Below are 22,395 nucleotides of genomic sequence, written 5' to 3'. Positions count from 1 at the left end.
TGGTAAAGGGGGTTTTTCCGTGAAGAAAAAGATAGGTATGTCTCTTATTTTTTTGATTGTGATGATGACAGGATGTTCCCTCAAACAAGATGCCGCTTCTCTCTATAAAAAGGAAACACCCCTGAAGGCAGAAATTATCATCCCAGAATCATTTAATGCGAATGAAAATAAAGAAATCAAAGTCATTCTCACCCAGTCTGGACAAAGAGTCCCCGATGCCGACTTTGTTCATATGGAGGTGTGGAAACAGGATGGTTCCGTTTCATACCGAATGGAAGAAGTAAAGAATATCGGGGATGGGGTGTACAGTCTAAGTAAAGAATTAGAGAGTGAAGGCTTATATTATGCCAAATTACATGCAGGGAATGATGGGTCAACCATTGTTCCTCAAACCCAGTTTGTCGTGGGAGAACTTTCTGACAGTGAAAGAGAGGCTCTCAAAGAGAATTCACCAGAACAAAATTCAAATTCAGAGCCTCATCATTAATTACCCGGTTTTCCAGGATAAGAGGCGGTTACTTCTATTATAATAATCGCCTCCTTCACCTGGAGCTGTTTCTAATGAAGAAAAACACATTTATATAAAATCAAAGGATTTCATGCTTTCTTCGCCGGAATCCATATTTTTAACTCTAAGTTGATGTTTTCGCACCTCCTCCTCTCCTATGATAACTACGTTAGGGATCCCTTCTTTATTTGCTTTATCAAGAGCTTTACCTAATTTCTTATTACTTAACTCCAGCTCGACTTTAAATCCTTGGTTTCTAAAATACTTTGCTGCTAGTAATGATTCGTTAAGGGTATTGAGCGGGATTATATAGTAATCTACATCCGTGATCTCCTGCTGTTTTATCGTTTTACTTAAAGCCGCATAAATGACATCTAAACCAAATGATATACCGACAGTGGGATATTTTTCATTGGTCTCCATAAGACCGCCTATTACGTTATCATACCTTCCTCCACTGCCAATGCTGGAATTGATAGATCTGTCAGCTAAAAATATCTCATAAATGGTTCCCGTATAAATCTCTAATCCTCTTGCTAAAAAAGGGTTAAATTGACACTGTGCTTTCACGCCGAGTGTGTCTAAATAAGATTCGAGCTCTTGGACCTCGTTTAATCCTTGTTTAACAAGCTCACTTCGTTCAGCTAAGGCTTCAAAATAGCTGACCGTTGTGTTCCCTTTATCCGTCAAAAATGCTTTTATCTGCTGAATTAATGAATTGGATATCCCCAGTGAGGCCAGTTCAGTCAGGACAGCATTGACCCCAACCTTTTCAAGCTTGTCAAAGACTAAGATTACTTTACTAGTCATCTCCTCTTCCAGCCCGAATTCTTCAAGCATGCCGACTATTAACTTTCGATTGTTATATTGAATGGTCACACTTATATTCAGTTTATTAAACGCGTCCAGAGCCATGGTCATTAATTCAGCCTCGGCTGCCTGCGAATCCACCCCTGCTATATCCACGTCACATTGGGTGAATTCTCGATACCTCCCTTCTTTGATTGGTCCATCTCTAAACACTTTGCCTATTTCGTATCTCTTAAATGGCATTCTTAAAGCCGGGTTCATTGCGGCAACTTTAGCGAACGGAATAGTGAGATCGTACCGCAAAGCTAAATTCCTTTTTCCTCGATCAGTCAGCGTGTACATTTCTTCTAATATCTCAGCCCCTCCTCCATACTTAGAAGCTAGTAGTTCTGTATAATTTAAAATCGGCGTTTCTAATGGTTTACACCCATATTGGATAAAGACATCTTCTAATGTTCTTTTTATATTTCTTCTTACTGCTTCTTCATTTCCCAGGTAATCCTGGGTGCCTTTTACATTTTGATAATTCATTTTCTTCATCGTTATCCCTCCGGTTATTTAAATATAAAAAAACCGCACTTGAATTAAGTGTAGAACTTAATCAAATGCGGTTCATGAGAAACAGCCTTCCTATTTACGATTATTCAATCGAATAGCAAGGCTAATTCATATGATGATGCAGTTGTGAACAGAAAATATTATATGCCATGTTGTTCACCTCGAATTTCTTGTAACGTATCATACTGCAAATCGATGTTTTTTTCAAATGCTTTCATCGACCATTTATCTATCTTTCGTACGATTTATTGATATCTATTAAAAAATATATAAGAGGAAACTGTTAAAACTAAGAGCATAACGACCATTACAATCATTAAGCTGATAAATTTAAAAAGTCCAGGTAAAAAAGAAACTGCAATTATTAATACTCCTGCCGTCACAAACACTTTGCCACCTAATTGATGTGTTTTTCTCCAAGTTTTTTCATTCGCCAATGTCCAGGGGGTACGGATCCCCATGAAATAATTATGTTTAATTCGAGGCAGGTAGTTCCCCAGGATGATAAACAGACACCCGACTGCTATGAGAATGACTAAAGAAATATCAATAGCAAAACCTAAGTTATACCCCATTGTTACGATATGAAGCAGAAAAAAGAATACGATGAGCAGATTCACAACAATCGTATAGCTGCCTGAGAACTTTTTATAGTTTTCTTTTTTAGGATCGATCTTAGGCAGCAGAATAAATAAACCAAGCATTGCCATCATTAAAAGCGGTGCAAAGAAAACTGCGTAGGATTTGTTCCAAAACTGATCAGCTTCCCCATTTATATTCCAATGCATAGCTACCTGGTCTGGCAGGTACGGGAGCACAGCCGCACTTATCCCCAGGCTTACTGCGATGAGAATTAAACTGAATACATACTTCCTCATTTCTTCTCCTCCTTTTCAATAAACGTGAAATACCAGCTCATTAATTCATGAAAAACGGTCATATTTAAAGAATAATAAATATGCTGGCCTCTTCTTTCATCATCAATTAATGAAGCATGTTTTAATAGTTTTAAATGATGGGAAACGCTGGGTTTTTGCATATTAAAGTGAGAAGCGATTTCCCCTGCGGTTAGTTCGTCTTCCTTTAACAAAGTTAGGATTTGTCTTCGAGTTGGATCCGATAATGCTTTGAAAGCTTCATTAAGAGACATTGTGTCACCTCTCATCTACATTTATTTTACAAAGATTTGATTAGATGATTAGATAAATTTCTAAATATCTAATCATAGTTTATACAAATTTATGTTTTATGACAATACTTTATTAACAAAAATTTCAAATGTACTGGATAAAACTCCGCCGACAATCGATTTCAAATAAAAAAGGAAAGCCGCAAACCCTTTCCACCTGCAGGTTTGCGGCTTTTTTATAATGAAATATTTTGAGCAGCAGCGCTCCTCAATCCCTCTTACTCACGGGACATTTGCAGTCTTCCTGAAGGAACGTTTTTTAAAAATGGGTTCGGTTCGCCAACACTATAAATATGCAGGTGATGCATAGCTCTAGTGCACGCTGTATAAAACAACCGGCGAAGACTCTCTTCTCCATATACCTGGCTGGAGGCGTTATAAATCACGACAGCATCAAACTCAATCCCTTTCGCCAGGTAGGCTGGAATAACAATAACCCCTTGTGCATACTCATCGGTGTTTTTCTTAACGAGTTTAAGATTGTCTATGGTACGAAGACCATGATAAGCCGATGAACTTTCAGCAGCTGATTTACAAATGATCGCAATCGTTTGAAAACCGTTGTTTTGCAAGTATTCTACTTTAGAAGTGATTTCTTCGTGTAATTCATCATGGTCAGGCAGCCTTGTAAGCGTCGGCTTCTCTCCCTCCCGGTCAAAAGCCTTGATTTGTTCACCTTCTGGAACAAGTTCACGGGTAAACTCAATAATCTGCCTTGTGGATCTGTAACTGCGCTCTAATGTGATGCGCTCTGTTTCATCAGATCCGTATAAGCTGGTCAGCGAATCAAAGTCTGCAAAATGATCAGAGTGGGCGAATATGGCCTGGTTAAAGTCACCGAGGACTGTCATCCTGGCCCTGGGAAACAGCCTTTTGATAAACTCGAATTGGAATACAGAATAATCCTGCGCTTCATCTATAAGTACATATCTGATAGAAGTGTTGGATTGAAAACCCTGGATGAGTTCCTTCAGCAGCAAGTATGGAGTGGCATCTTCGTGATACAGCTTCCCTTCGTCCAGCATGTCTTTTGTCAAAAAGCAGATTTCTTTCCACTCGCCTGGAATATCTTGCTCTTCCCAGAGGTTGAGGCTGAGAGAATCTTCAAATAGCTGTTTGTATAATCTTTTAATATTTATAAATTCAAGGGATTCTATTTTTTTACGTAAAGGGCGCAGTCTCCTGCGCACGACCATACGGGCAAGCATCTTTCTCTCTCTTTTATAAAAATCAAAGGAATCTTCATTAGAATTCTCTAATTGGTTGTATACCTTCTGCAGTTCATCTTTGCTGAGCAGCTCGATTTCTTCCTGTACCCAGGCCTTCTTCATTTCAGCTTTTTCCGTTTTGTCGACCTCACTCATTAACCATTCTTTCAACTTGTCAATTCGATTATGAAAGCGGAGAGAGGTATGGTTACTATAAAAAAAGTCTTTGATTTGTTTAGAGGAAACGATAGACTGACCGCGAAACTTGATCCCTTTAAAAATCATGCCTGTTGACTCTAAGGTTTCTCGATACCTTTTAATCCCTTCAAAAAAGCTGGATGAGGCTTTAAATTGAATACTAGCTTTTCTTGTACGATAAAGAGGGTCATCCGCAGCTTCGAGCAGATATTCCAGTTGATCATAAGGATCTTCAACTTCAAATGAGCGATCCAGCCGGTATTCCAGATAGTCTTGAAAAGTTTCCTGCTGCATGTTCTCTTCTCCAAGCTCAGGTAAAACGTGAGAAACATAGTTGCTGAACATCGTATTAGGTGTGAATAAAATGATTTGATCGGCCTTTAAATTTTCTCGAAATCGATAGAGGAAATAAGCGATTCGCTGAAGGGCAGCTGATGTTTTCCCGCTTCCCGCAGCTCCCTGTACAATTAATAGTCTTCCACTTATGTTTCGAATGATCTTATTTTGTTCTCTTTGAATCGTGGCCACTATACTTTGCATATGTTTATTGGACCCTTTACCGAGCACTTCCTGCAGAATCTCATCGCCAATGGTAAGGCTCGTGTCGAACATCGATTCGATCACGCCATTTCTGATGTTATACTGCCACTTTTTCTCAAGTTCCCCGCGGATGACTCCATCAGGAATAGTGTATTCGGCCGGGCCGGGAGGATAATCATAATAAATGCTCGAAATCGGAGCTCTCCAATCGTAAATAAGGATGTTATCTTCTGTTTCATCAGTCACTGTCGAAACGCCGATATGAATCTGCTCTGTAACTTCATTTCCCTCTTCAACGAAATCAATCCGGCCGAAGTAAGGAGATTTCTCTATTCGTTTCAGTCTCGCCAGCCTGTTATAGGCATGTCTGTGTGTACTTTGACTTACAGACAGATCCTGTGCCTGCTGCCTCATTCCAATAATCGTTTCAAGATAATCGTCAAACGTATCCATATTAACTTTAAGGTCATCCCAGAAGTGCTTACGGATGTGGATCACTTCTTCTTTCCGCTTCGCCGCATCTGCTTCCATCTCGTTAATTTGCCCGCCAATGGTTCTCATTACCTTATCCAAATACTCCTGCTCTTTCCGAATTTCTTTGGTCAGAAAAACCACTCCTTAAAAAATGCAGATTAGGGGGGTTGACTCCAGAAAAATATTGCATTATAATTATAATAGGAATAATTATATCCACATTAAAATAAAAAGAGTCACTTATTAAAATTACCACAATTTCTTTTTTTAAGCAATATAGATTTCTCTGATTTTTTAGCTTTTGAATTAAAAAAACAGCTGAGCAATTAAGCACAGCTGTTTTTTTTCGTTTAAAATCACGTGTGTGTTTATTTCTTAGAGTTAGGTCCATAAAGGATGCGATTTGCTCGGTGCGTGCCATACTTTCTTTTAAATCAAACCGTTGTGCATCCAGCAACAGACATGCTCTGTAGTTATTGTCAGACCTTATTCTTTCGGTTGATACCGGCCCAAATAACGATGGGAATAACCAGTAAGGAAAGTCCAGCCCCCGCAATGGAAAGGGCTGGATAACTATAGTGGGCTACCACCAGTCCGGAAACGCCTCCTCCTAATGCTCCAGCCAAAGCAATCCCCACATCTACAGAACCCTGCGTCCTGGCCCGTGTAGGTGGGGGAGTTGAATCTACAAGGATGGCTGTACCGCTGATCAAACCAAAATTCCAGCCAAGTCCAAGTAAAGCCAGTGCTGTAATGAGTACTGCCATCGAATCAGCAGGTCCCATAGCAGCTAGAATGCCAGAAGCAAGCAGTGTAACCGCAGAAGCAACGGCCATAAAAGCACGGCCAATTTTATCAACTAGATAACCAGTGACTAAAGAAGGCAAAAACATAGCAGCTATGTGAAAGCCAATCACAAGCCCCACTTCTTTTAGAGCATGACCATGGTGTCCCATATGTATAGGAGTCATCGTCATCACTGCAATCATAACAAATTGAGTTAGAACCATTACTGCAGCACCCGCTAAAATGCCCCGCCTGTTTGTCATCAGCAAATTAGAATTTTTCTCTACCTTACTGGTTGTGCTTTGATATTCTGATATCGCTCTTGCCACAATAAACGGATCAGGGCGAAGTAAAATGAAGAAAACCAAACCAGCTAGTATATAAGCTGCGGCAGCTAATATAAAGGGACCAGCTAAAGCAGGAATTCCTACGGATTGCGCAAACTCCCCCATTACACCAACCAGGTTAGGACCTGCCACAGCACCGAATGTAGTCGAAACCATGGCCATACTGACAGCTTTTGCCCTTTGCGTTGAGCTGGCCAAGTCAGTTCCTGCGTAACGTGCTTGTAAATTTGTAGCTGTTCCAGCCCCGTAAATGAGCAGTGAAGTAAATAAAAGGAGAATGCTGTTCGTTAAAGCTGCCATCACGACGCCAAGCGCACCGATACCACCAGCCAAAAATCCTGTCGTAAGGCCGAATCGACGCCCAAATCGCTGAGAAAGTCGTCCCACAAGCAACGCAGCCCCTGCTGAGCCTAAAGTAAATAACGCGGTCGGAAGCCCCGTTATGCTGTCTGTTCCTAACATATCTTGCGCTAGAAGTGCTCCCACTGTTATTCCTGCTGCAAGTCCGGCCCCTCCAAAAATTTGGGATAGAACAACCACCACTAAGGTTCTTTTATATAATTGGTGTTGTTTTTCTGAAGAACTAATGTAGGCTTGTAGCCAAGCGGATTGAACATCTAACTTTGTTTCACGATCTTGTAACACATTCTAACCTGCCTCTCAAGAAACCTAATTCTATTTCATATTATCCAACTAGATTTCAATCAGCTTAGCACACCGTATAAAACCAAACAATATTTTAATTGTGTGGCGAACAATTTTAAGTAAGTTCGGTTAGTAAATGTTTAAGAATACTCAATCCTTCCTCAAGCTCATCGAGCGTTTCTGGTGCACAGACCGCAACTCTTACAGCCCTGTCCGGCCTACTATTTCCAACGACAAATCGTTCAGCCGCATACACCTGTACCCCTTGCTGTGCCGCTAAGCTTTCAAATTCAGCACCCGTAATCCGGTCTGGTAAAAGCAGCCAATGAAAGATGCCTGTTTCTGCACCGAAATACGTATAGTCTGCCAGATATTTATTGACGATTTGGTTTCTGCGAATGGTTTGTTCCTGATGGCTCTTAATTATGACTTCAAACTGATTCGATACAATAGTACGTGCTGCCAATTCTGTTAATAACGGAGAAACGGATACATTTAAATTATAAAGGGCCCTTGAAATCAGCTCTTTAAATTGATCCGGCACCGCTGCATAGGCGAGTCGTAACCCCGGTGCTATTGATTTCGATAAACTTGCAATATAAATGACCTGTTCCGGCGCAAATGCGGCAACTGGCGGAAGTGATTTTTCGTTGTGGAGATGATACGCCGCATCTTCAATAATGAACTGACTATACTTTTGGGCAATAGCTGCAATCTCTTTTCTGTTCTCCACTGACATACGGCAAGCTGTCGGATTATGATAATCCGGGATCAAGTAAAGGCCTTTAATATTTTCATTATTACATGCATATTCAAAGGCTGCCGGACTCATTGCATAGTTCTCTGATTTAATCGGTACTAATTGTACACCTAGTGTCGCTGCAACCGTTTTTAACCCCGGATAAGTATGAGGGTCAACACCAATACGATCTCCAGACTGGCAAAGACTCGCAAGTGAGGCGGCAATCGCATTCTGACCGCCGCTTGTAAATAAAATGCGATCAGCTGTTGTTTCAAACCCTCCCCTTCGCATGAGCTTTACCGCAGCATCCTTTTGCCAAAGATTTTCTCCTGCCCGACCGTAACCAAACCATTTTTCATAATCCGGCTCTTCCAGCATACTTTTCAGTTCGGCATGCAGCGGCTCGTAGGAAGCATCATCTGGCACGGTCGCTCCCATTTCAATTAAATGCTGCGGCTTCGTATCTTCCAGTAAATAAGCATTCGATAACGCATCATAGGATATAAACGTACCCTTTCCAACCGAGGCACTTAATAAGCCTTTTAACTCACACACTTTAAACGCTTTTGAAATGGTACTCAAATTTAAATCTAAATAATCGGCCAGTTCTCGCTGCGGGGGAAGTTTTGTGCCAGGTAATAAAACTTCGTGCAATATGTCCTGTTTTAACTGATCTGCAAGTACTTGATAGATCGGCTTTTTGGTTTTATCGATGGAGGGCTTCCAGCTCATCGGATAGTTTTCAAAAGAATTAATCGGCATAATCCCCATCCTTTTTATGAAAATTATATGGCTGCGGCATTTATAAAACAAGTACTCGGTTTCAAGTAAAAACAGGAACGCGGTGACGTTGGTTTAACACTCTTAAGCACAAGGGAAGATAACAATTATAATCGATTAAAAAAGGAAGGGATTATTGATGAAGGAACGTATATTTATCAGCCCGGCGAAATATGTACAAGGTAGAAACGCCATTCAAAACATTGGAGAACTTTTAGAAGGGGTTGGTGAAACTGCTGTTGTGATGGCAGACGAAACAGTATGGAAAATTGCAGGAGATGACGTCACAGGTCATCTAAATGAAGCAAACATCCATACGAAGAATGTCGTGTTCAATGGCGAAGCATCTCCTAAAGAAATGGATCGAATTGCTGGTATTGCGAAGGAGGCTGAAGCTTCAATTGTCATTGGCGTTGGTGGAGGTAAAACGCTGGATACAGCAAAAGCCGTTGCGGATGAGGTTCAAGGTTTTATGGTCATCGTTCCTACAACTGCATCTACAGACGCTCCTACCAGCGCACTTTCCGTTGTTTACTCAGATGAAGGCGTGTTTGAATCCTATCGTTTCTATAACAAAAATCCAGACCTCGTGTTACTAGATTCTAAAATCATAGCAGGAGCTCCGCCGCGTTTCCTGGCTTCCGGTATTGCAGATGCCCTGGCTACACTTGTTGAGGTGAGAAGTGTGGTCAACAACAGCGGTAATACGATGGCAGGAGGACAAACGACACTCGCTGCCCAGGCCATAGCAGAAAAATGTGAAGAAGTCCTATTTGATTATGCTTTACTCGCTTACCAATCGAACGAACGTCAAGTAGTAACGCCAGCTCTGGAAAATGTGATTGAAGCTAACACCCTTCTCAGCGGCCTTGGGTTTGAAAGTGGCGGACTAGGTGCTGCCCATGCGATTCATAACGGATTCACCGCTCTGGAAGGTGAAATCCATCACCTCGCCCATGGAGAGAAAGTAGCATTCGGCACCCTTGTTCAATTAACGATGGAAGAACATCCTCAAGAAGAAATCGAACAATACATGGCGTTATATATGAGCCTTGGTCTCCCTATTACTTTAGAAGATATCAAATTAAAAGATGTCTCTAAAGATGACATTCTCAAAGTAGCAGAAGCCGCAACAGCCGAAGGAGAAACGATCCATCAAGCCTTTTCAGTAACAGCTGATGAAGTGGCTGATGCGATTATGGCTGCCGATCAATATGCCAGAAGCTTCAAAGGAATGTTGGAAATAGAGTGACCCACACAAGAAGCTGGGGAGAAGTTCCCCAGCTTTTTCATATCTAAATAAATCATTGCCCACGCGAAAGGAAGATTCAACCGGATTTCCTTTCTGTTAGTGAAGGTTATGAAATCAACTTCAAACCAATCGCAGCCCCTAATACCATAGCAATAAAAACAATTCTCTTCAGATCCTTTGGTTCTCCATATAGAAACATCCCTAATATAGCTCCGCCCGATGCACCAATTCCTGTCCATACAGCATACGCTGTACTCATAGGCAATGTTTTCATTGCCTGGGCAAGGAAGATAAAACTAGCTCCGAATCCAACAATCAAGAGCATCACGGACTGCCAATTACGATACTTGTGAACCCTGTTGATCATCACCACCCCAAACATTTCGCATATCCCTGCAATGATTAGTGAGATCCATGCCATTAGGACGCAGCCCCTTCTTCATTATTACCTGTCACTACTTTCAGGCCTATAACCCCCGCTAACAAAAAGAATATTAAAATCATTTTCGCCCATTGAAAAGGTTCATCAAAAAATACAATTCCTGAAATAACCGTACCTGCCGTCCCTAGTCCTACGAAAACCGCGTATACCGTTCCTACAGGAAGATTTCTCCCTGCCATAATCATAAAGTAAAAGCTGATAACTATAGCAACAACTGTCCCCGACCAGGCCCAAAAGCTATCTGCATGTTTTAGCCCAATCACCCAGAGGACTTCAAAAAAAGCAGCAATAAAAACTTTAATCCAGTTCTTGTTCACGATTTACTCCTCCATTTCCAAGTAAATAAAAAAGCCTGAGAGACCACTGTAAAAACAGTATCTCCCAGGCTTTTGTCCTTCCGTGTCACAGAATAAAACTGTGTGTTTTCTCTCGGACCAGACTAATTTAATGAAATTACGGAACCCTAGAAAACCATTAGTTTTATTTAATTGAGTACAATTTAACACTATAGAACCTCGGAATCAAGGCCAGTTCTTTACCTTATCAAAGTTTTGCTGGTCCATTCCCTTATAGAACATCTCAAGTTCCTGCACAGAAATCATTCAGTTTATCCCTCTTACCTAAAAAATTACTTACAATTGAATAATCGCTCTCTTATGGAAAACTCAAATCCAAAGCACCTAGCTTTTTATTAATAATTCAGCCTTTATTGCAAAGAATATACATACCTGAAAATTTTTATCTATTGGAGGATGCCTTTATGACTCACAACCATATGCAGTTAACTTCTTCTGAATTAAGTTCTATATGGACTTCTTATATGAATGATTCTTTGTCCGCTTGCATATTAAGCCATTTTTTGAAATATGTGGAAGATGAAGATATTCGGTCTGTCGTCCAGTTCTCTTATGACCTTTCATCGACCCATTTAGGGAAATTAACCGATATCTTCCTGGGTGAGGATTTACCTGTTCCTGCTGGGTTTACAGAAGAAGAGGATTTAAATTTAAATGCTCCGAGACTTTACACAGACATATTTATGCTTAGTTATATCAATCACATGGCTAAGGTAGGATTACTTGCTTACAGCAGCTTTATTGCGATGAGTGCCCGCGAAGACATAAGAAGTTACTTTATGGAAGGACTACAAGAAACCTCTGATTTATATGATAATAGTTCAAACGTGCTTCTCTCCAAAGGTCTATTCGTTCGTTCTCCATATGTTGCCTATCCAACCAAAACAGACTACGCAGACTCAAAAAAATATTTTAATGGGTATACGTTGCTCGGCAGTCAACGACCATTAAATACAATTGAAATATCTCATTTGTTCATGAATATTCAAACCAACGTGATAGGGAATAAACTAGCGCTTAGTTTTGCTCAAACATCACCTAATGAAGAGGTTCAAAAATGGTTGTTACGAGGGGCTGATATTTCAAAGAAACATATTAATATCTTTACGAAATTACTTATAGATAATGACCTTCAGGCTCCTGCCCCATCAGATGTAAGTATTACTGATTCCACGAAGGCACCATTTTCAGATAAGCTTATCCTTTTTCATATGGGGTTATTAAGCGGGGCTGGAGCAGGTAACTATGCAACTGCGGCCGCAGCCAGTCAAAGAAATGACCTTATGGTAAATTATGAACGGTTATCTGTAGAGATTGCTCGATATGCGAAAGATGGCGGTGATATTATGGTACGTAATGGTTGGCTTGAAGAGCCGTTTGGAACGATCGATAAGCATAAGCTCGCTAAAACAAAAAAGACTAAATAATTATATTCACGCTATGAATACTTCAGTCTTTTCAACGGCGGCAGCATAGACTTATTGGAGAAATTACCGTTCTGTACAAAGAAAGAGCTGAAATCATCTGATTGGTTTTCAGCCCCGCTCCCTCTTATATTGAAATCTAGAATTAAAACTTTTGATTAGCTGCGACCAGTTGTTATCCTAATTTTGCTAGAAATTCTCGAACTTCTTTCGGTGATTTTAAAATGATAATTTGTTGCGCTTTAGACATTTGGTCGAGCCTATTTAAAATTCTTTAATTAATTTTACAATCCTAGCCATTACTTGGAATCAGACCTTTGATGATCCACCGGCAAGAAGTCAAAGATCTCACCAGTTTCGATTGAATCTACAAGCTTTTCAAGCCAGTAACAATATGTCTTGTACTCCTCTAACTGTTCAAGGTCCAGTTTGGCTCTTTCATATAAATCTTCTTCGACCTTTCCATCTTCTACTATTTCTTGAAGTTGATACTCTGCCTGTTTTATAGCGTAAAGGTTTATTTCTGCTTCTCTTCTCCATTTACTTCCAAAATATCGGCCGAAATAATTGAAAAAGTTTTTTTCAGCCACAAAGTGGTCCTTCCTGGAGCCTTTTTGCCATACCTTCCGGACAATGTTGATCTCTTGTAAGTTTTTGACCGCTGTGCTCATACTAGGTTTCGTCATGCCGAGCTCGTCTTTCATTTCATCAAGGGTCATTGAATCTCGTTTAAAATACATTGTGGCATAGAGTCGGCCAATTGACGGGGTGATCCCATACAAATCCATCGTTTCAGCAATCGCATTAATGACTTCTTTCTCAGCATCGTTTATTTTTGATTCAGTGGACAGCTGTCCTTTCTCGTCCATCGTTCTCTCCCCTTTCTCTTTATATGGGGCAATTTATTGTAACTGTTACAAATGTTTTCTAATGATTCCTATTTAAACAATAGAAGGAATTTACCCCAATTTCATCACACTGTAATTATCTTCATACGGTAAGTGTATCATTACATTAAACCTTCTGCCTCTGCGGTGGTTCCTGTTCGTTTTATGAGTTGGGAAACATAATAGGAAGAGGCTGTTATTTACCTGACTCTTTTCCATCATATATAATTATGAATCCCTCAAGATCTTCTCCATCGCTTTTCCCTTTGCTAACTCATCGATCATCTTATCCAAATAGCGAATTTCCTGCATAGTTGGTTCTTCAATGTCTTCCACTCGTACACCACAGATCACACCTTTGATCACAGCCCGGGAAGGATGCAGCCGTGGAGCTTCCGCGAAGAAGGTCTCAAAGTCTGTCTGTTTTTCCAGTTGCGCTTCTAACTCTTCCTGGCTGTACCCTGTTAACCAGCGAATGATTTCATCGACTTCTGTTTTCGTACGTCCTTTTTTCTCTGCTTTCGTAATATAATGGGGATAGACACTTGAGAAACTCATTGTATAAATCTTGTGTTTCGTCATGGCAGATCCTCCCTTTCATGTATTTTTGATTGATTCTTCTAATTATATCATTTTCTTAGGTTAGACCTGGGACATACTCTAATATATCTCTCTTAACCCCAACTTATATTCAATTATGCTGCTCTGAGACAATATAGGGGCGAATACTCCACTAAGTATTCGCCCCATATAGTAAAAGTATTAAATTGATTACTAAATTAAAAACCTAATTTGCCGGAATTCATTTTGCTTTTTCCTTAAACGTTTTCTTGCTTTAATGTCTCAATAATATTTTCCTTTTTGATTTTTTTAATCGAATACAGCATAGCTGCGCTTACAATCAAAAAGATAGCTACAATAACAAAAAGAATATTCCACCATGGCACTAAAAAGCCATAGTCAAAAGTATTCTTAAAGGATAAGTGGAGCAGAATCATAACAATGAACCCGACCGGCAAGCCATAGAGAAGGGCTTTGACTCCATAGAATATACTTTCATAGTTGATCATTTTATCGAACCCTCTGGGTGTCATTCCTACAGACTTCAACATGGCGAATTCGCGTTTCCTCAGCGAGATGCTTGTGGAAATCGTATTGAATATATTTGCAATGGAAATCGCTGAGATCAAAACAATGAATCCATAAGCAAAGATGGATAAAAACATGATAACCTGCTCATTTTGCTTTCGTTCCTGATGCACATTATACACATTCATCTCTGATTTCTTCGCATCTTCTAAAGCACTCTGGGTAGCCATAGGATCGGAACTGTTCATGTACATCGACGTCCTCTTTTGACCAATGGGTTCAGTGATTATCTCATCCATCATTTCCGACGACACCACGAGATCCACCCCGCCAGGATAGGACGTATTCACCCCCATTGGAACAGCGTCCGTTAATGCACCGACCTCTACTTTATTTATAGAATCCTTTTCTTCTGTTTCGTGATTCATAGAGTACAAATTGATTTCCTCGCCAATCGTCGTGTCGATGGATTTGGTCTCTCGGAATTTTCTAGTTTCACTGTCTTCATAGCTGATTTTATCAATCACAATCACACCAGGATGGTCTCCGTTTTGAAGCTGTTCCCCATCGATCCCGGCTTTTTGCAAATAGCTGTTAAAGCTTTCTTTATCTAACGCATGAAGCACAACATAATAGGGATATTTTCCATTTTCAAGCACATCATCATTTTGTTGAACATCATCCTTCAACGGCTCAGCAATTGAATCGGGATCCACGAGTGTATTCAAATCCACTTGCTCGATGATTATTGAATCTGTAACATTTTTTAGCTGGGTTAACGGCTCTAACTCTGATTTTTCCAATTGGCTGCTGCCTGATACCTGAATGTCAAAATTGATTTCTTCCTGTGAAATTTCATAAGATTTTTTTAAGTTGTTTGTGAAATAAGAAACGGATAAAAAAAGAACAATACTGACGACCAGGGAAAAGACCGTGGCCAGGTACCTTCGCTTATTCCTTTTCATGTTTTTTAAACCGATTTCCGCTTCAATCCCGAAGATTTTCCTTACCAGCGGGGAAGTTTTGACGGCCTTTTTGGATAATTTGATATCATGACTTTGACGGATCGCATCAATGGCAGAGATATTTGACGCTCTTTTTGCCGGCAGATAAGAAGATACAAAAATCGTTGCCATCGAAATAACGCAAGAGGCAGCAATAGAGACCGGGGTCACCACTACATCGAGCTTTTGTGGAATTCCCAGTGCCCCTTCAAGATAAGAATTTATGAAGGAAAAAGTGATGGCGATTCCACCTACCCCAGCTAATAACCCGATGGGGATACTGATCAGTCCGATGATTCCCCCTTCAAATAATACAGAATTCCGTTTTTGTTTCTTGGTTGCCCCTACACTTGAAAGCATGCCTAAATGTCTTGTCCGTTCTGAAACACTGATGGCAAACGCATTATAAATTAATGCTATAGAGCCGGTGATAATCACAGCCATGATAACGGCAGCCAGCATCAGCATTGTACGGTTCAAGTTATCTCTCGAAGATACTCCATAATAACGAAGAAGTTCATTATTAAAAGAAACCTTCTCAATGTTATGTTTCTCAGCCAGCGACTCCGCATGCTCATATAACGAACGATTCACATCTTTTAACACTACAACAGCATCGACGTTTTGTGCTGATTCCACTTGGCTTTGATTCATGTAACTGACCATTGTATAGCCAGGGGCCCACGATGGTTCCCAAGTTGGACGTTCCATGACTCCTGTGATGGTAAAGCTTTCGGTTGATTCGACTTGAATGTTCTCAGTAACTCCATTTTCATTGGATTGTAAGGGGTCCTGCTGTGTTAAAGGCTCTTGTACACCTTCATTGTACCTTTGGCCAACCTCTAAGGTCAGTTGATCCCCTATCTCATAATCCAACTCTCCATCCTCCAACATGGCTTCGGATATCATCACTTCCGTTTGCTCGTTAGGCAGACGACCTTCACTTATTTGAATAGGAAATTGCGATAAACCTTGAGCATTGTATTCTTTAATGAAAGCATATGGCTTGCTTTGATTTTCTGAGTTTTCCATTTCTGCATACCCAAGATCATTTTCGACGATGAGTTTTTTTGTCTCTTCGTCATTCTCGATAGCCTTGAGTTGTTCAGCATCCACATTCTCATACTGGACATGCCATTCTCCATCCTGGGAAATGGTCTGTCGCTTCATTAAGTCCAGAAAAGATACGGAAAGCGTGGCAACAGCTGCCACCATGGCTACCGAAATAATAACACCAATGACGGTAACGAGAGATCGACGTTTGTTCTCCCTCATATGGCGCAATGTCAGTTTATTGACAATATTCATGGACGAATCACCTCATCTTTGGCGATCCTTCCATCCTCTATTGAAATGACACGGTCGGCTTGTAAAGCAATACGTTCATCATGAGTAATGACCAACAAGGTTTGCTTGTAGGTTTTATTGAACATTTTTAACAGTTCCATAATTTCATCACTGTTTTTACTATCAAGATTCCCTGTCGGCTCATCTGCAAGCATAATAGATGGATTACTGAATAAAGCTCGGCCGATGGAAACCCTCTGCTGCTGTCCTCCAGAAAGCTGGTTCGGCAGGTAATTTAATCGCTCTTCAAGTCCTAGAATATCAACAATCTCATTCAATTGGGTTTGATCTACTTTTTTAGAATCCAATAGCATCGGCAGCGTGATGTTTTCTTTAACCGTCAATATCGGAATCAGATTATAAAATTGATAAACTAATCCGATTTGTCTTCTTCTAAAAATAGCAAGCTGTGTTTCATCGAGTCCATACATATCTGTTTGATCGACGCTTACTTTGCCGCTTGTCGGCTTATCAACACCACCCAGAAGATGCAGCAAAGTAGACTTCCCTGATCCAGAAGGGCCAATGATGACAACAAATTCTCCTTTATTGACTGAAAAGGAAACATCATCAAGGGCTTTGACCGCGGTTTCCCCTTTTCCATACACTTTAGACAGATTTTCTATTTTTAAAATTTCCATACGTTAACCTCCATGTTGTCCTTGGTGCTTTCAGTATATCTGTCTAAAATGACTCTCCGGTGACTGTTAAGTGACAATTTAGTCACCTTGGAGATCATTAAATCACTTGTTTATAAAATTTCACTTGAAACCGGGTCCCTTCCCCTTCCTCGCTGCTGACTTCGATATCTCCATTCTGGTTGGTGATGATGCTGTATGCCATGGCAAGACCGATGCCGACACTGTCTTCTCCGGCATTTTTCCCTTTATAGAAACGCTTGAATATGTAAGGAAGGTCTTCTTTAGAAATTCCTTTTCCCGAATCCTGTATGGTAATTTCTGTGAACAAGGCATTTTCAGTAAAGGTGATGTTAATCTCGCCTTTTCCTTCTGTATGCTCTACGGCGTTTTTCATAATATTGAGAAGAGCTTCAACCGTCCAGTTGAAGTCCCCTGTAAATGACACCTGCTCTTCTCCTGTTATATTTATGGATAATTGTTTAACATCAATTGGGATAAGAACAGGCTCCATGGCTTTGTTAATCACGTCCGTTACCTGTACCTTTTCCTTATGGAATGGAAGAGTACCAGCATCAATCTTTGAAAGCTTCAATAGTGACAAAACAAGCCATTCAATTCTCTCTAATTGAATACGGATATTTTTAGTAAACTCTATACGCTTCATGTCACTAAGCTCGACATCACTCAGCAGGTCGGACATGACCATCATTGATGTAAGCGGGGTCTTTAATTGATGGGAGATATCTGAGATCGCATTTGTTAAATTCATTTTATCCTTTTGTAAATACTCACTCTGTTCTGAAAGCATTAATGTGACTTTATAAATGTCGTTTTTTAAAATACTAAGCTCGCCTTCATGATTGTCACGAAGATCCAGACTGTAATCCCCGCTTTGTATTTTTCTTAAATAATCGGATAACTTTTCGATTTCACGATAACGCCAGGCGGTGAACAGGCAGGTAATCATTACAAGTAAAGCAGAAACAATAAAGAGAAATACCGCAGCCGCAGTCGAAAAAAAGTATGCCGCTATCACCGTTCCCAGCAAAATCACTAAACTTAAAATGCCAATAAGAACCTGGATCTCCCGATTTCTCAACACCTTAACCACCGACCTTGTATCCCATTCCACGAACGGTTTTAATAATTTTCGGATGATGAGGATCATCCTCAAGTTTTTCTCTCAGCCGCTTAATGTAGACCGTCAGCGTATTGTCATTAACGAAATCGCCAGCTACATCCCAAATCCACTCAAGCAATTGTGTTCTTGTTAGCACCTGGCCAATATGATTCGTAAAAATCAATAAAAGCCGATACTCCAACGCTGTCATTAATACTTCCTCACCATTCTTGTATACTTTGCCTTCTGCAGTATGGACACGAATAGGACCAATATCTATATAACTACTGGATGACGGTTGGGAGTGTTTATGATATCGACGCGTCACGGACTTTATCCTCGAAAGCAGCTCCCGGATCCTAAATGGCTTCGTAATGTAGTCATCTGCTCCCATATCCAATCCCATCACTACATTGACTTCATCATCAAAGGCAGTCAAAAAAATAACAGGCTTGTCTGCACGTTTTTTCACTGCCTCACATAACTCATACCCACTGCCATCAGGGAGCGATAAGTCTAACAAGAATAAATCCAGTTCGTTCACATGCTCGTCTATCATTTTCATAGCGGTGTCGACGTCTGGGCACATGACGGTTTCGTATCCTTCGTTCTGGAACGTATATTCAAGTCCTGAAGCAATGGTTTTATCATCTTCCACTACTAATATCTTCACCGTTCTCCCCCTAACTTTGGTATAAAAAATTGAGGGTGTATTTGTAATAACCCTATTTGTTTCCTGGTGTATGACTACAAATTATTTCTTGTTCAGGAACACGTTTATTTAGGAATTGAAACCTCAATATAATTATAACTTGTACATCTGAATTTATAATAACTCGTATTGTTGCACTATGTATTATCCTTCCTGTTTATCTCAATTACTTGAAAACAAGATGAATCTTCAATAATGACAGAAGGTTATGAGATAACCGGTCTATCTGGAAGAGTCATCTTGTAATGTCTCAGTAGCTTGGATAACATTTGCAGCTTCTCCACTCTGAGCTTTATCAAGGTTGTGCCCGCTACTTAATGCCAGGAAAGCATCATCAGAAAAAATGGGATGAAACTCATTTTGCGGTTTAGTGGTATTGGCCAAACCTTCCTGCTTCTTTGCTACCAGAAAAGTGTATTCCTCTCCTCTAGAGGAAGTAAATTCAGCACCGCCTGAGTTCGTATTATGGAGACAAGGTTGCGGTTAATTTCTCTACAGAATGCTCATCATTTTCATTTGCCCTATCATATACACTATATTGATGATTCCCGGAACGGACTATAAATAATTCACTTCCCTGTGAAGTTTGTACTCTTTCAATATCATCTCTTGGACTTTCATTCTCAATAAAATGGGTTAATGCTGCTTCTTCAGTTGGAAAACTTTCCTTATCTTTGGTTTGAGTTTGCTCATCACTGCATCCTGCCACGATTGGCCACAAAAGAAGTATAAGAACTGAAAAAATACGCATATAAACTCCCCTTCTAATAAACTAACTGCATGTAAGATCCTTCTTATTGATAACCGAAACTTATCAATCCTTATTCACAAAAATTAGAAGGCTTATCTTGTTGAAGATAAGCCCTCTTTCACCTTTACTCCCATCGCAAAAGATATAATGGAGAAAATGATTAAAAAGAAACTAAGAATACCATAAGCTGCACCTTCAAAGCCTCTGATGTTAACAAAACCGTTATAAAAGAGAATGGCAGCAGCAATAGTTAAAAAGCATCCAGGTACCATCTTGATAAATAGGGAAAAGCCCTTTTTACTGAACCACCACGTAAGCGTCAATGCAATGATTCCAGGTATTAAAGATACTAATAAAGGTCCATAAAGCATCATAAGAATCTCTCCTTTTAGCCATCTTTTTCTCCTCTATATGATATCTCTCATAACACAATACGAAACTAATACAATTTAGTTTCAAAAGTGGTATCTACTCGGATTCAAATCTTCCACAATGCTCCTCAAAATAACTTCTGAAGACTTTATTCTAGAAAATACTCCAAAAACGATATTGGATAGTAAATAAAAAATATATACAATACAACCAATATAATTACTGCAAAATTAAATAAGATAATTTTTTTAGTAGTGCTTATCTTAAACTGAAACCAGTAGCTTACAGCCCACAACATGTAAATTATACTAATAGCTATGTATTCAGCTGTATAAGGATCAGGCTGCGGTACAAAATGAAGCCCAAACCACATGACAGCTCCTACCACTAACAGAAGAAGAATTAATATAATGTTTATAACATGAATTGTTGTTTGTCTAATGAAGATTCTCTCCAATCTCTATTCCTATCCATTTCAAAAGATCAGTTATTTTTGAAACTACTTTAGACTTGTATACAGAGATATATCTCAGGGAATTATTTACTTTCGCACCTGGGATAATTGAGTATAATGCAAGATTTACATTTTCGATATCCCGTTAATGAAAATACTAAATAATAAACTAATAGTTGTTAAGCCAGCAACCGGGATAGCAAAACCTATGTTATTTTTACATTCATATATAGCTGTAAACAACCCTGCAACACACAACACCAGCCATACAGGCATAAATACGACGTCTGCAAAGTTCGTTGGTAATAATGAGTAACCACTAGTTAAGAAAAATAACCAATGAAAAACCAACAGCCCTAATATTCCATAAGAAATTTTTCGAGGGGGATTTCCTTCCTTATTTTTTCTAACAGCTAAAAATGCAGTAATTATTGACGTTAAAATTGCAATCATGGCTAAGATCATTAAAAATATTATTGAAAATCCAATGATAACCACTCCCTTATTATACTTTTTTCAATAAAACTGTTCTGTAAGTTAAAAATTATTGCGCCCGACTACTTTATAAAGTATAAAACCCAACAAAAAAACTAAATCCAGCGGCAAGAAATGATGTGAAAGCAATTGGTTTTCGTTTCTGAAATTCATTAACCCCCATAATAAGAAGCATTCCACCCACTAACAGCAAAACATAAGGTAATACTATTCCAATAGTTCCAGTTATCAACCCATAACTGGAAATAGCAACTATAATAATTGCTAAAATTATTCTAAGTATTTTCACCAGTACTCCCCCTCTAAAAATAAAATTAATTCCTGTAATATCCCGACCTTTTCTTGAACAAGGTCGAATTAAACACCTCTTTAAGATTAGCTCCCGTTAACGGAAGAATGGATAAGTATTTTTAATTTTTATTAGAGTCAATTGCTGTGCCTATTGCTATTCCGAAAACCAAACCTATACCAGCTCCAATTGCCAGGTTATCAAATATAATTAATCCAAGTACTGCTCCTAAAGGTAACCCTATACCAAGTCCAAATGCTAGATAAGTGTCTCGTGTTGTTTTTTTATTTTTGCTCATCATTTACCTCCCCCATTGATCATTTTACTAGCTTTTGCTCTCCAACAACCCTGCTCTGTTAACACAATAAGCGACAGCCACTGTGCAGCTATCTCTCCCGTATATATGAAGCCTTGACGTAATGTTTTTCTAAACTCATGGTTCACTCATTCCAAGTGTTAATAGAAGCAGATATGTAAACACTAATAATCCTCCATTAAGAAAGATACCGAGGGTTACTGCAACTAACTTCTTCGATAAAACTGCTAAGACAATTCCTAAAACAGAAAAAACACTAAGAATGACAATAATTAAGTATAAGTTTGCGTTTGGCCCCCTTAATACAAAAAATGCAAGAATACTAAGCGCAACCATTAGAATGGAAAAACCTCCATATTTGTTCATGACTAATCCCCCCTCATGAGATTTCCTTTCTTCTTCATTGTTACAATATCTGTCAAATTGTGCAATTCTTCTTTAAGAGTATTGATGTATCATAGCATTCTATTAAGATTTTACATAAACACTCCATTTCCTTTTACCTAGAAAACAGCTGTCGATGTGTGAATTTTTATAAGAGAGAAAGAAAAATAGTGTCGATTTATTGAGTTATTCTTACTGTAAGTTTGAGAAAAGCGAATGAAGTTGCCGCATTAAATTGAAATAATTGAGAGGTATCGTCTATATATAGCATTCAG

The 22,395-nt window shown here is 39.4% G+C and carries 24 protein-coding genes and 1 riboswitch; of the genes, 3 read left to right on the top strand and 21 right to left on the bottom strand.

Features of this window, described 5'->3' with window-relative positions:
* Nucleotides 1-19: 19 nt before the first annotated feature.
* A complete protein-coding gene (locus C1A12_RS04745; RefSeq protein WP_101842687.1) occupies nt 20-487 on the top strand; it encodes a FixH family protein in 468 nt (155 codons plus the stop codon).
* 90 nt (nt 488-577) lie between these two features.
* Here the strand turns inward: C1A12_RS04745 and C1A12_RS04740 are convergent, their stop codons facing one another.
* The 7 genes from C1A12_RS04740 to C1A12_RS04710 form a co-directional block, all read right to left on the bottom strand.
* Nucleotides 578-1,858 (bottom strand): histidine--tRNA ligase, encoded by a 1,281-nt coding sequence (locus C1A12_RS04740; protein ID WP_101842686.1) that lies wholly within the window; start codon nt 1,856-1,858, stop codon nt 578-580.
* A 263-nt stretch (nt 1,859-2,121) separates the two neighbouring features.
* A complete protein-coding gene (locus C1A12_RS04735; RefSeq protein ID WP_101842685.1) occupies nt 2,122-2,754 on the bottom strand; it encodes an SdpI family protein in 633 nt (210 codons plus the stop codon).
* Entirely contained in the window at nt 2,751-3,026 is a 276-nt protein-coding gene (locus C1A12_RS04730) for an autorepressor SdpR family transcription factor (RefSeq protein WP_101842684.1), read from the bottom strand. Before C1A12_RS04730 ends, C1A12_RS04735 begins: the two co-directional genes overlap by 4 nt.
* Before the next feature lie 257 nt (nt 3,027-3,283).
* Nucleotides 3,284-5,617, bottom strand: coding sequence for an RNA polymerase recycling motor HelD (gene helD / locus C1A12_RS04725; protein ID WP_101843286.1), 2,334 nt, complete (start codon nt 5,615-5,617; stop codon nt 3,284-3,286).
* Nucleotides 5,577-5,942 (bottom strand): hypothetical protein, encoded by a 366-nt coding sequence (locus C1A12_RS04720; protein WP_101842683.1) that lies wholly within the window; start codon nt 5,940-5,942, stop codon nt 5,577-5,579. The genes helD and C1A12_RS04720 overlap by 41 nt, the downstream gene beginning before the upstream one ends.
* A 22-nt stretch (nt 5,943-5,964) precedes the next feature.
* Complete coding sequence (locus tag C1A12_RS04715; RefSeq protein ID WP_101842682.1) at nt 5,965-7,263, bottom strand: MFS transporter; 1,299 nt, start codon at nt 7,261-7,263, stop codon at nt 5,965-5,967.
* A 115-nt stretch (nt 7,264-7,378) separates the two neighbouring features.
* Nucleotides 7,379-8,767 (bottom strand): PLP-dependent aminotransferase family protein, encoded by a 1,389-nt coding sequence (locus C1A12_RS04710; RefSeq protein ID WP_101842681.1) that lies wholly within the window; start codon nt 8,765-8,767, stop codon nt 7,379-7,381.
* A gap of 157 nt (nt 8,768-8,924) precedes the next feature.
* On the opposite strand from C1A12_RS04710, the gene C1A12_RS04705 reads away from it, so the two are divergent.
* Nucleotides 8,925-10,037, top strand: coding sequence for a glycerol dehydrogenase (locus C1A12_RS04705; protein ID WP_101842680.1), 1,113 nt, complete (start codon nt 8,925-8,927; stop codon nt 10,035-10,037).
* Nucleotides 10,038-10,143: 106 nt separating this feature from the next.
* Here C1A12_RS04705 and C1A12_RS04700 read toward each other — a convergent pair whose 3' ends face one another.
* Both C1A12_RS04700 and C1A12_RS04695 read right to left on the bottom strand, forming a co-directional pair.
* Complete coding sequence (locus tag C1A12_RS04700; RefSeq protein WP_101842679.1) at nt 10,144-10,458, bottom strand: multidrug efflux SMR transporter; 315 nt, start codon at nt 10,456-10,458, stop codon at nt 10,144-10,146.
* A complete protein-coding gene (locus C1A12_RS04695; protein WP_101842678.1) occupies nt 10,458-10,796 on the bottom strand; it encodes a multidrug efflux SMR transporter in 339 nt (112 codons plus the stop codon). The genes C1A12_RS04700 and C1A12_RS04695 overlap by 1 nt, the downstream gene beginning before the upstream one ends.
* 59 nt (nt 10,797-10,855) lie before the next feature.
* Nucleotides 10,856-10,957, bottom strand: a riboswitch (guanidine-I (ykkC/yxkD leader).
* A 282-nt stretch (nt 10,958-11,239) separates the two neighbouring features.
* Between C1A12_RS04695 and C1A12_RS04690 the strand changes: the two genes are divergently transcribed.
* A complete protein-coding gene (locus C1A12_RS04690) occupies nt 11,240-12,262 on the top strand; it encodes a DUF3231 family protein (protein ID WP_101842677.1) in 1,023 nt (340 codons plus the stop codon).
* 296 nt (nt 12,263-12,558) lie between these two features.
* Here the strand turns inward: C1A12_RS04690 and C1A12_RS04685 are convergent, their stop codons facing one another.
* The 12 genes from C1A12_RS04685 to C1A12_RS04625 all read right to left on the bottom strand — a co-directional run bounded on the left by C1A12_RS04685 (nt 12,559) and on the right by C1A12_RS04625 (nt 22,102).
* Nucleotides 12,559-13,128, bottom strand: coding sequence for a GbsR/MarR family transcriptional regulator (locus C1A12_RS04685; RefSeq protein ID WP_101842676.1), 570 nt, complete (start codon nt 13,126-13,128; stop codon nt 12,559-12,561).
* Between the two features lie 246 nt (nt 13,129-13,374).
* Nucleotides 13,375-13,728 carry a DUF2200 domain-containing protein gene (locus C1A12_RS04680; RefSeq protein WP_101842675.1) on the bottom strand — a complete coding sequence of 118 codons (354 nt, stop codon included), beginning with the start codon at nt 13,726-13,728 and terminating at the stop codon, nt 13,375-13,377.
* A 236-nt stretch (nt 13,729-13,964) separates the two neighbouring features.
* A complete protein-coding gene (locus C1A12_RS04675; protein ID WP_101842674.1) occupies nt 13,965-16,547 on the bottom strand; it encodes an ABC transporter permease in 2,583 nt (860 codons plus the stop codon).
* Nucleotides 16,544-17,227 (bottom strand): ABC transporter ATP-binding protein, encoded by a 684-nt coding sequence (locus C1A12_RS04670; RefSeq protein ID WP_101842673.1) that lies wholly within the window; start codon nt 17,225-17,227, stop codon nt 16,544-16,546. The genes C1A12_RS04675 and C1A12_RS04670 overlap by 4 nt, the downstream gene beginning before the upstream one ends.
* Before the next feature lie 97 nt (nt 17,228-17,324).
* Entirely contained in the window at nt 17,325-18,329 is a 1,005-nt protein-coding gene (locus C1A12_RS04665) for a sensor histidine kinase KdpD (protein ID WP_101842672.1), read from the bottom strand.
* A gap of 1 nt (nt 18,330) precedes the next feature.
* Nucleotides 18,331-19,020 (bottom strand): response regulator transcription factor, encoded by a 690-nt coding sequence (locus tag C1A12_RS04660; protein WP_101842671.1) that lies wholly within the window; start codon nt 19,018-19,020, stop codon nt 18,331-18,333.
* A gap of 502 nt (nt 19,021-19,522) precedes the next feature.
* Nucleotides 19,523-19,810: a hypothetical protein gene (locus C1A12_RS04655; RefSeq protein ID WP_101842670.1), complete on the bottom strand. Its 288-nt coding sequence runs from the start codon at nt 19,808-19,810 to the stop codon at nt 19,523-19,525.
* Between the two features lie 92 nt (nt 19,811-19,902).
* Nucleotides 19,903-20,184, bottom strand: a complete 282-nt coding sequence (locus C1A12_RS04650; protein WP_101842669.1) for a hypothetical protein — start codon at nt 20,182-20,184, stop codon at nt 19,903-19,905.
* Between the two features lie 578 nt (nt 20,185-20,762).
* Complete coding sequence (locus C1A12_RS04640; RefSeq protein ID WP_145997032.1) at nt 20,763-21,134, bottom strand: hypothetical protein; 372 nt, start codon at nt 21,132-21,134, stop codon at nt 20,763-20,765.
* A 64-nt stretch (nt 21,135-21,198) separates the two neighbouring features.
* Complete coding sequence (locus tag C1A12_RS04635) at nt 21,199-21,420, bottom strand: DUF3953 domain-containing protein (RefSeq protein WP_101842666.1); 222 nt, start codon at nt 21,418-21,420, stop codon at nt 21,199-21,201.
* Nucleotides 21,421-21,541: 121 nt separating this feature from the next.
* A complete protein-coding gene (locus C1A12_RS04630; protein ID WP_101842665.1) occupies nt 21,542-21,718 on the bottom strand; it encodes a glycine zipper family protein in 177 nt (58 codons plus the stop codon).
* 135 nt (nt 21,719-21,853) lie between these two features.
* Nucleotides 21,854-22,102 (bottom strand): hypothetical protein, encoded by a 249-nt coding sequence (locus tag C1A12_RS04625; RefSeq protein WP_101842664.1) that lies wholly within the window; start codon nt 22,100-22,102, stop codon nt 21,854-21,856.
* Nucleotides 22,103-22,395 lie beyond the last annotated feature (293 nt).

This window comes from Halobacillus sp. Marseille-P3879 (assembly GCF_900240285.1).
In the GTDB taxonomy this organism is placed as follows: domain Bacteria; phylum Bacillota; class Bacilli; order Bacillales; family Halobacillaceae; genus Halobacillus_A.
This window is presented reverse-complemented; position numbering and strand designations above follow the sequence as displayed.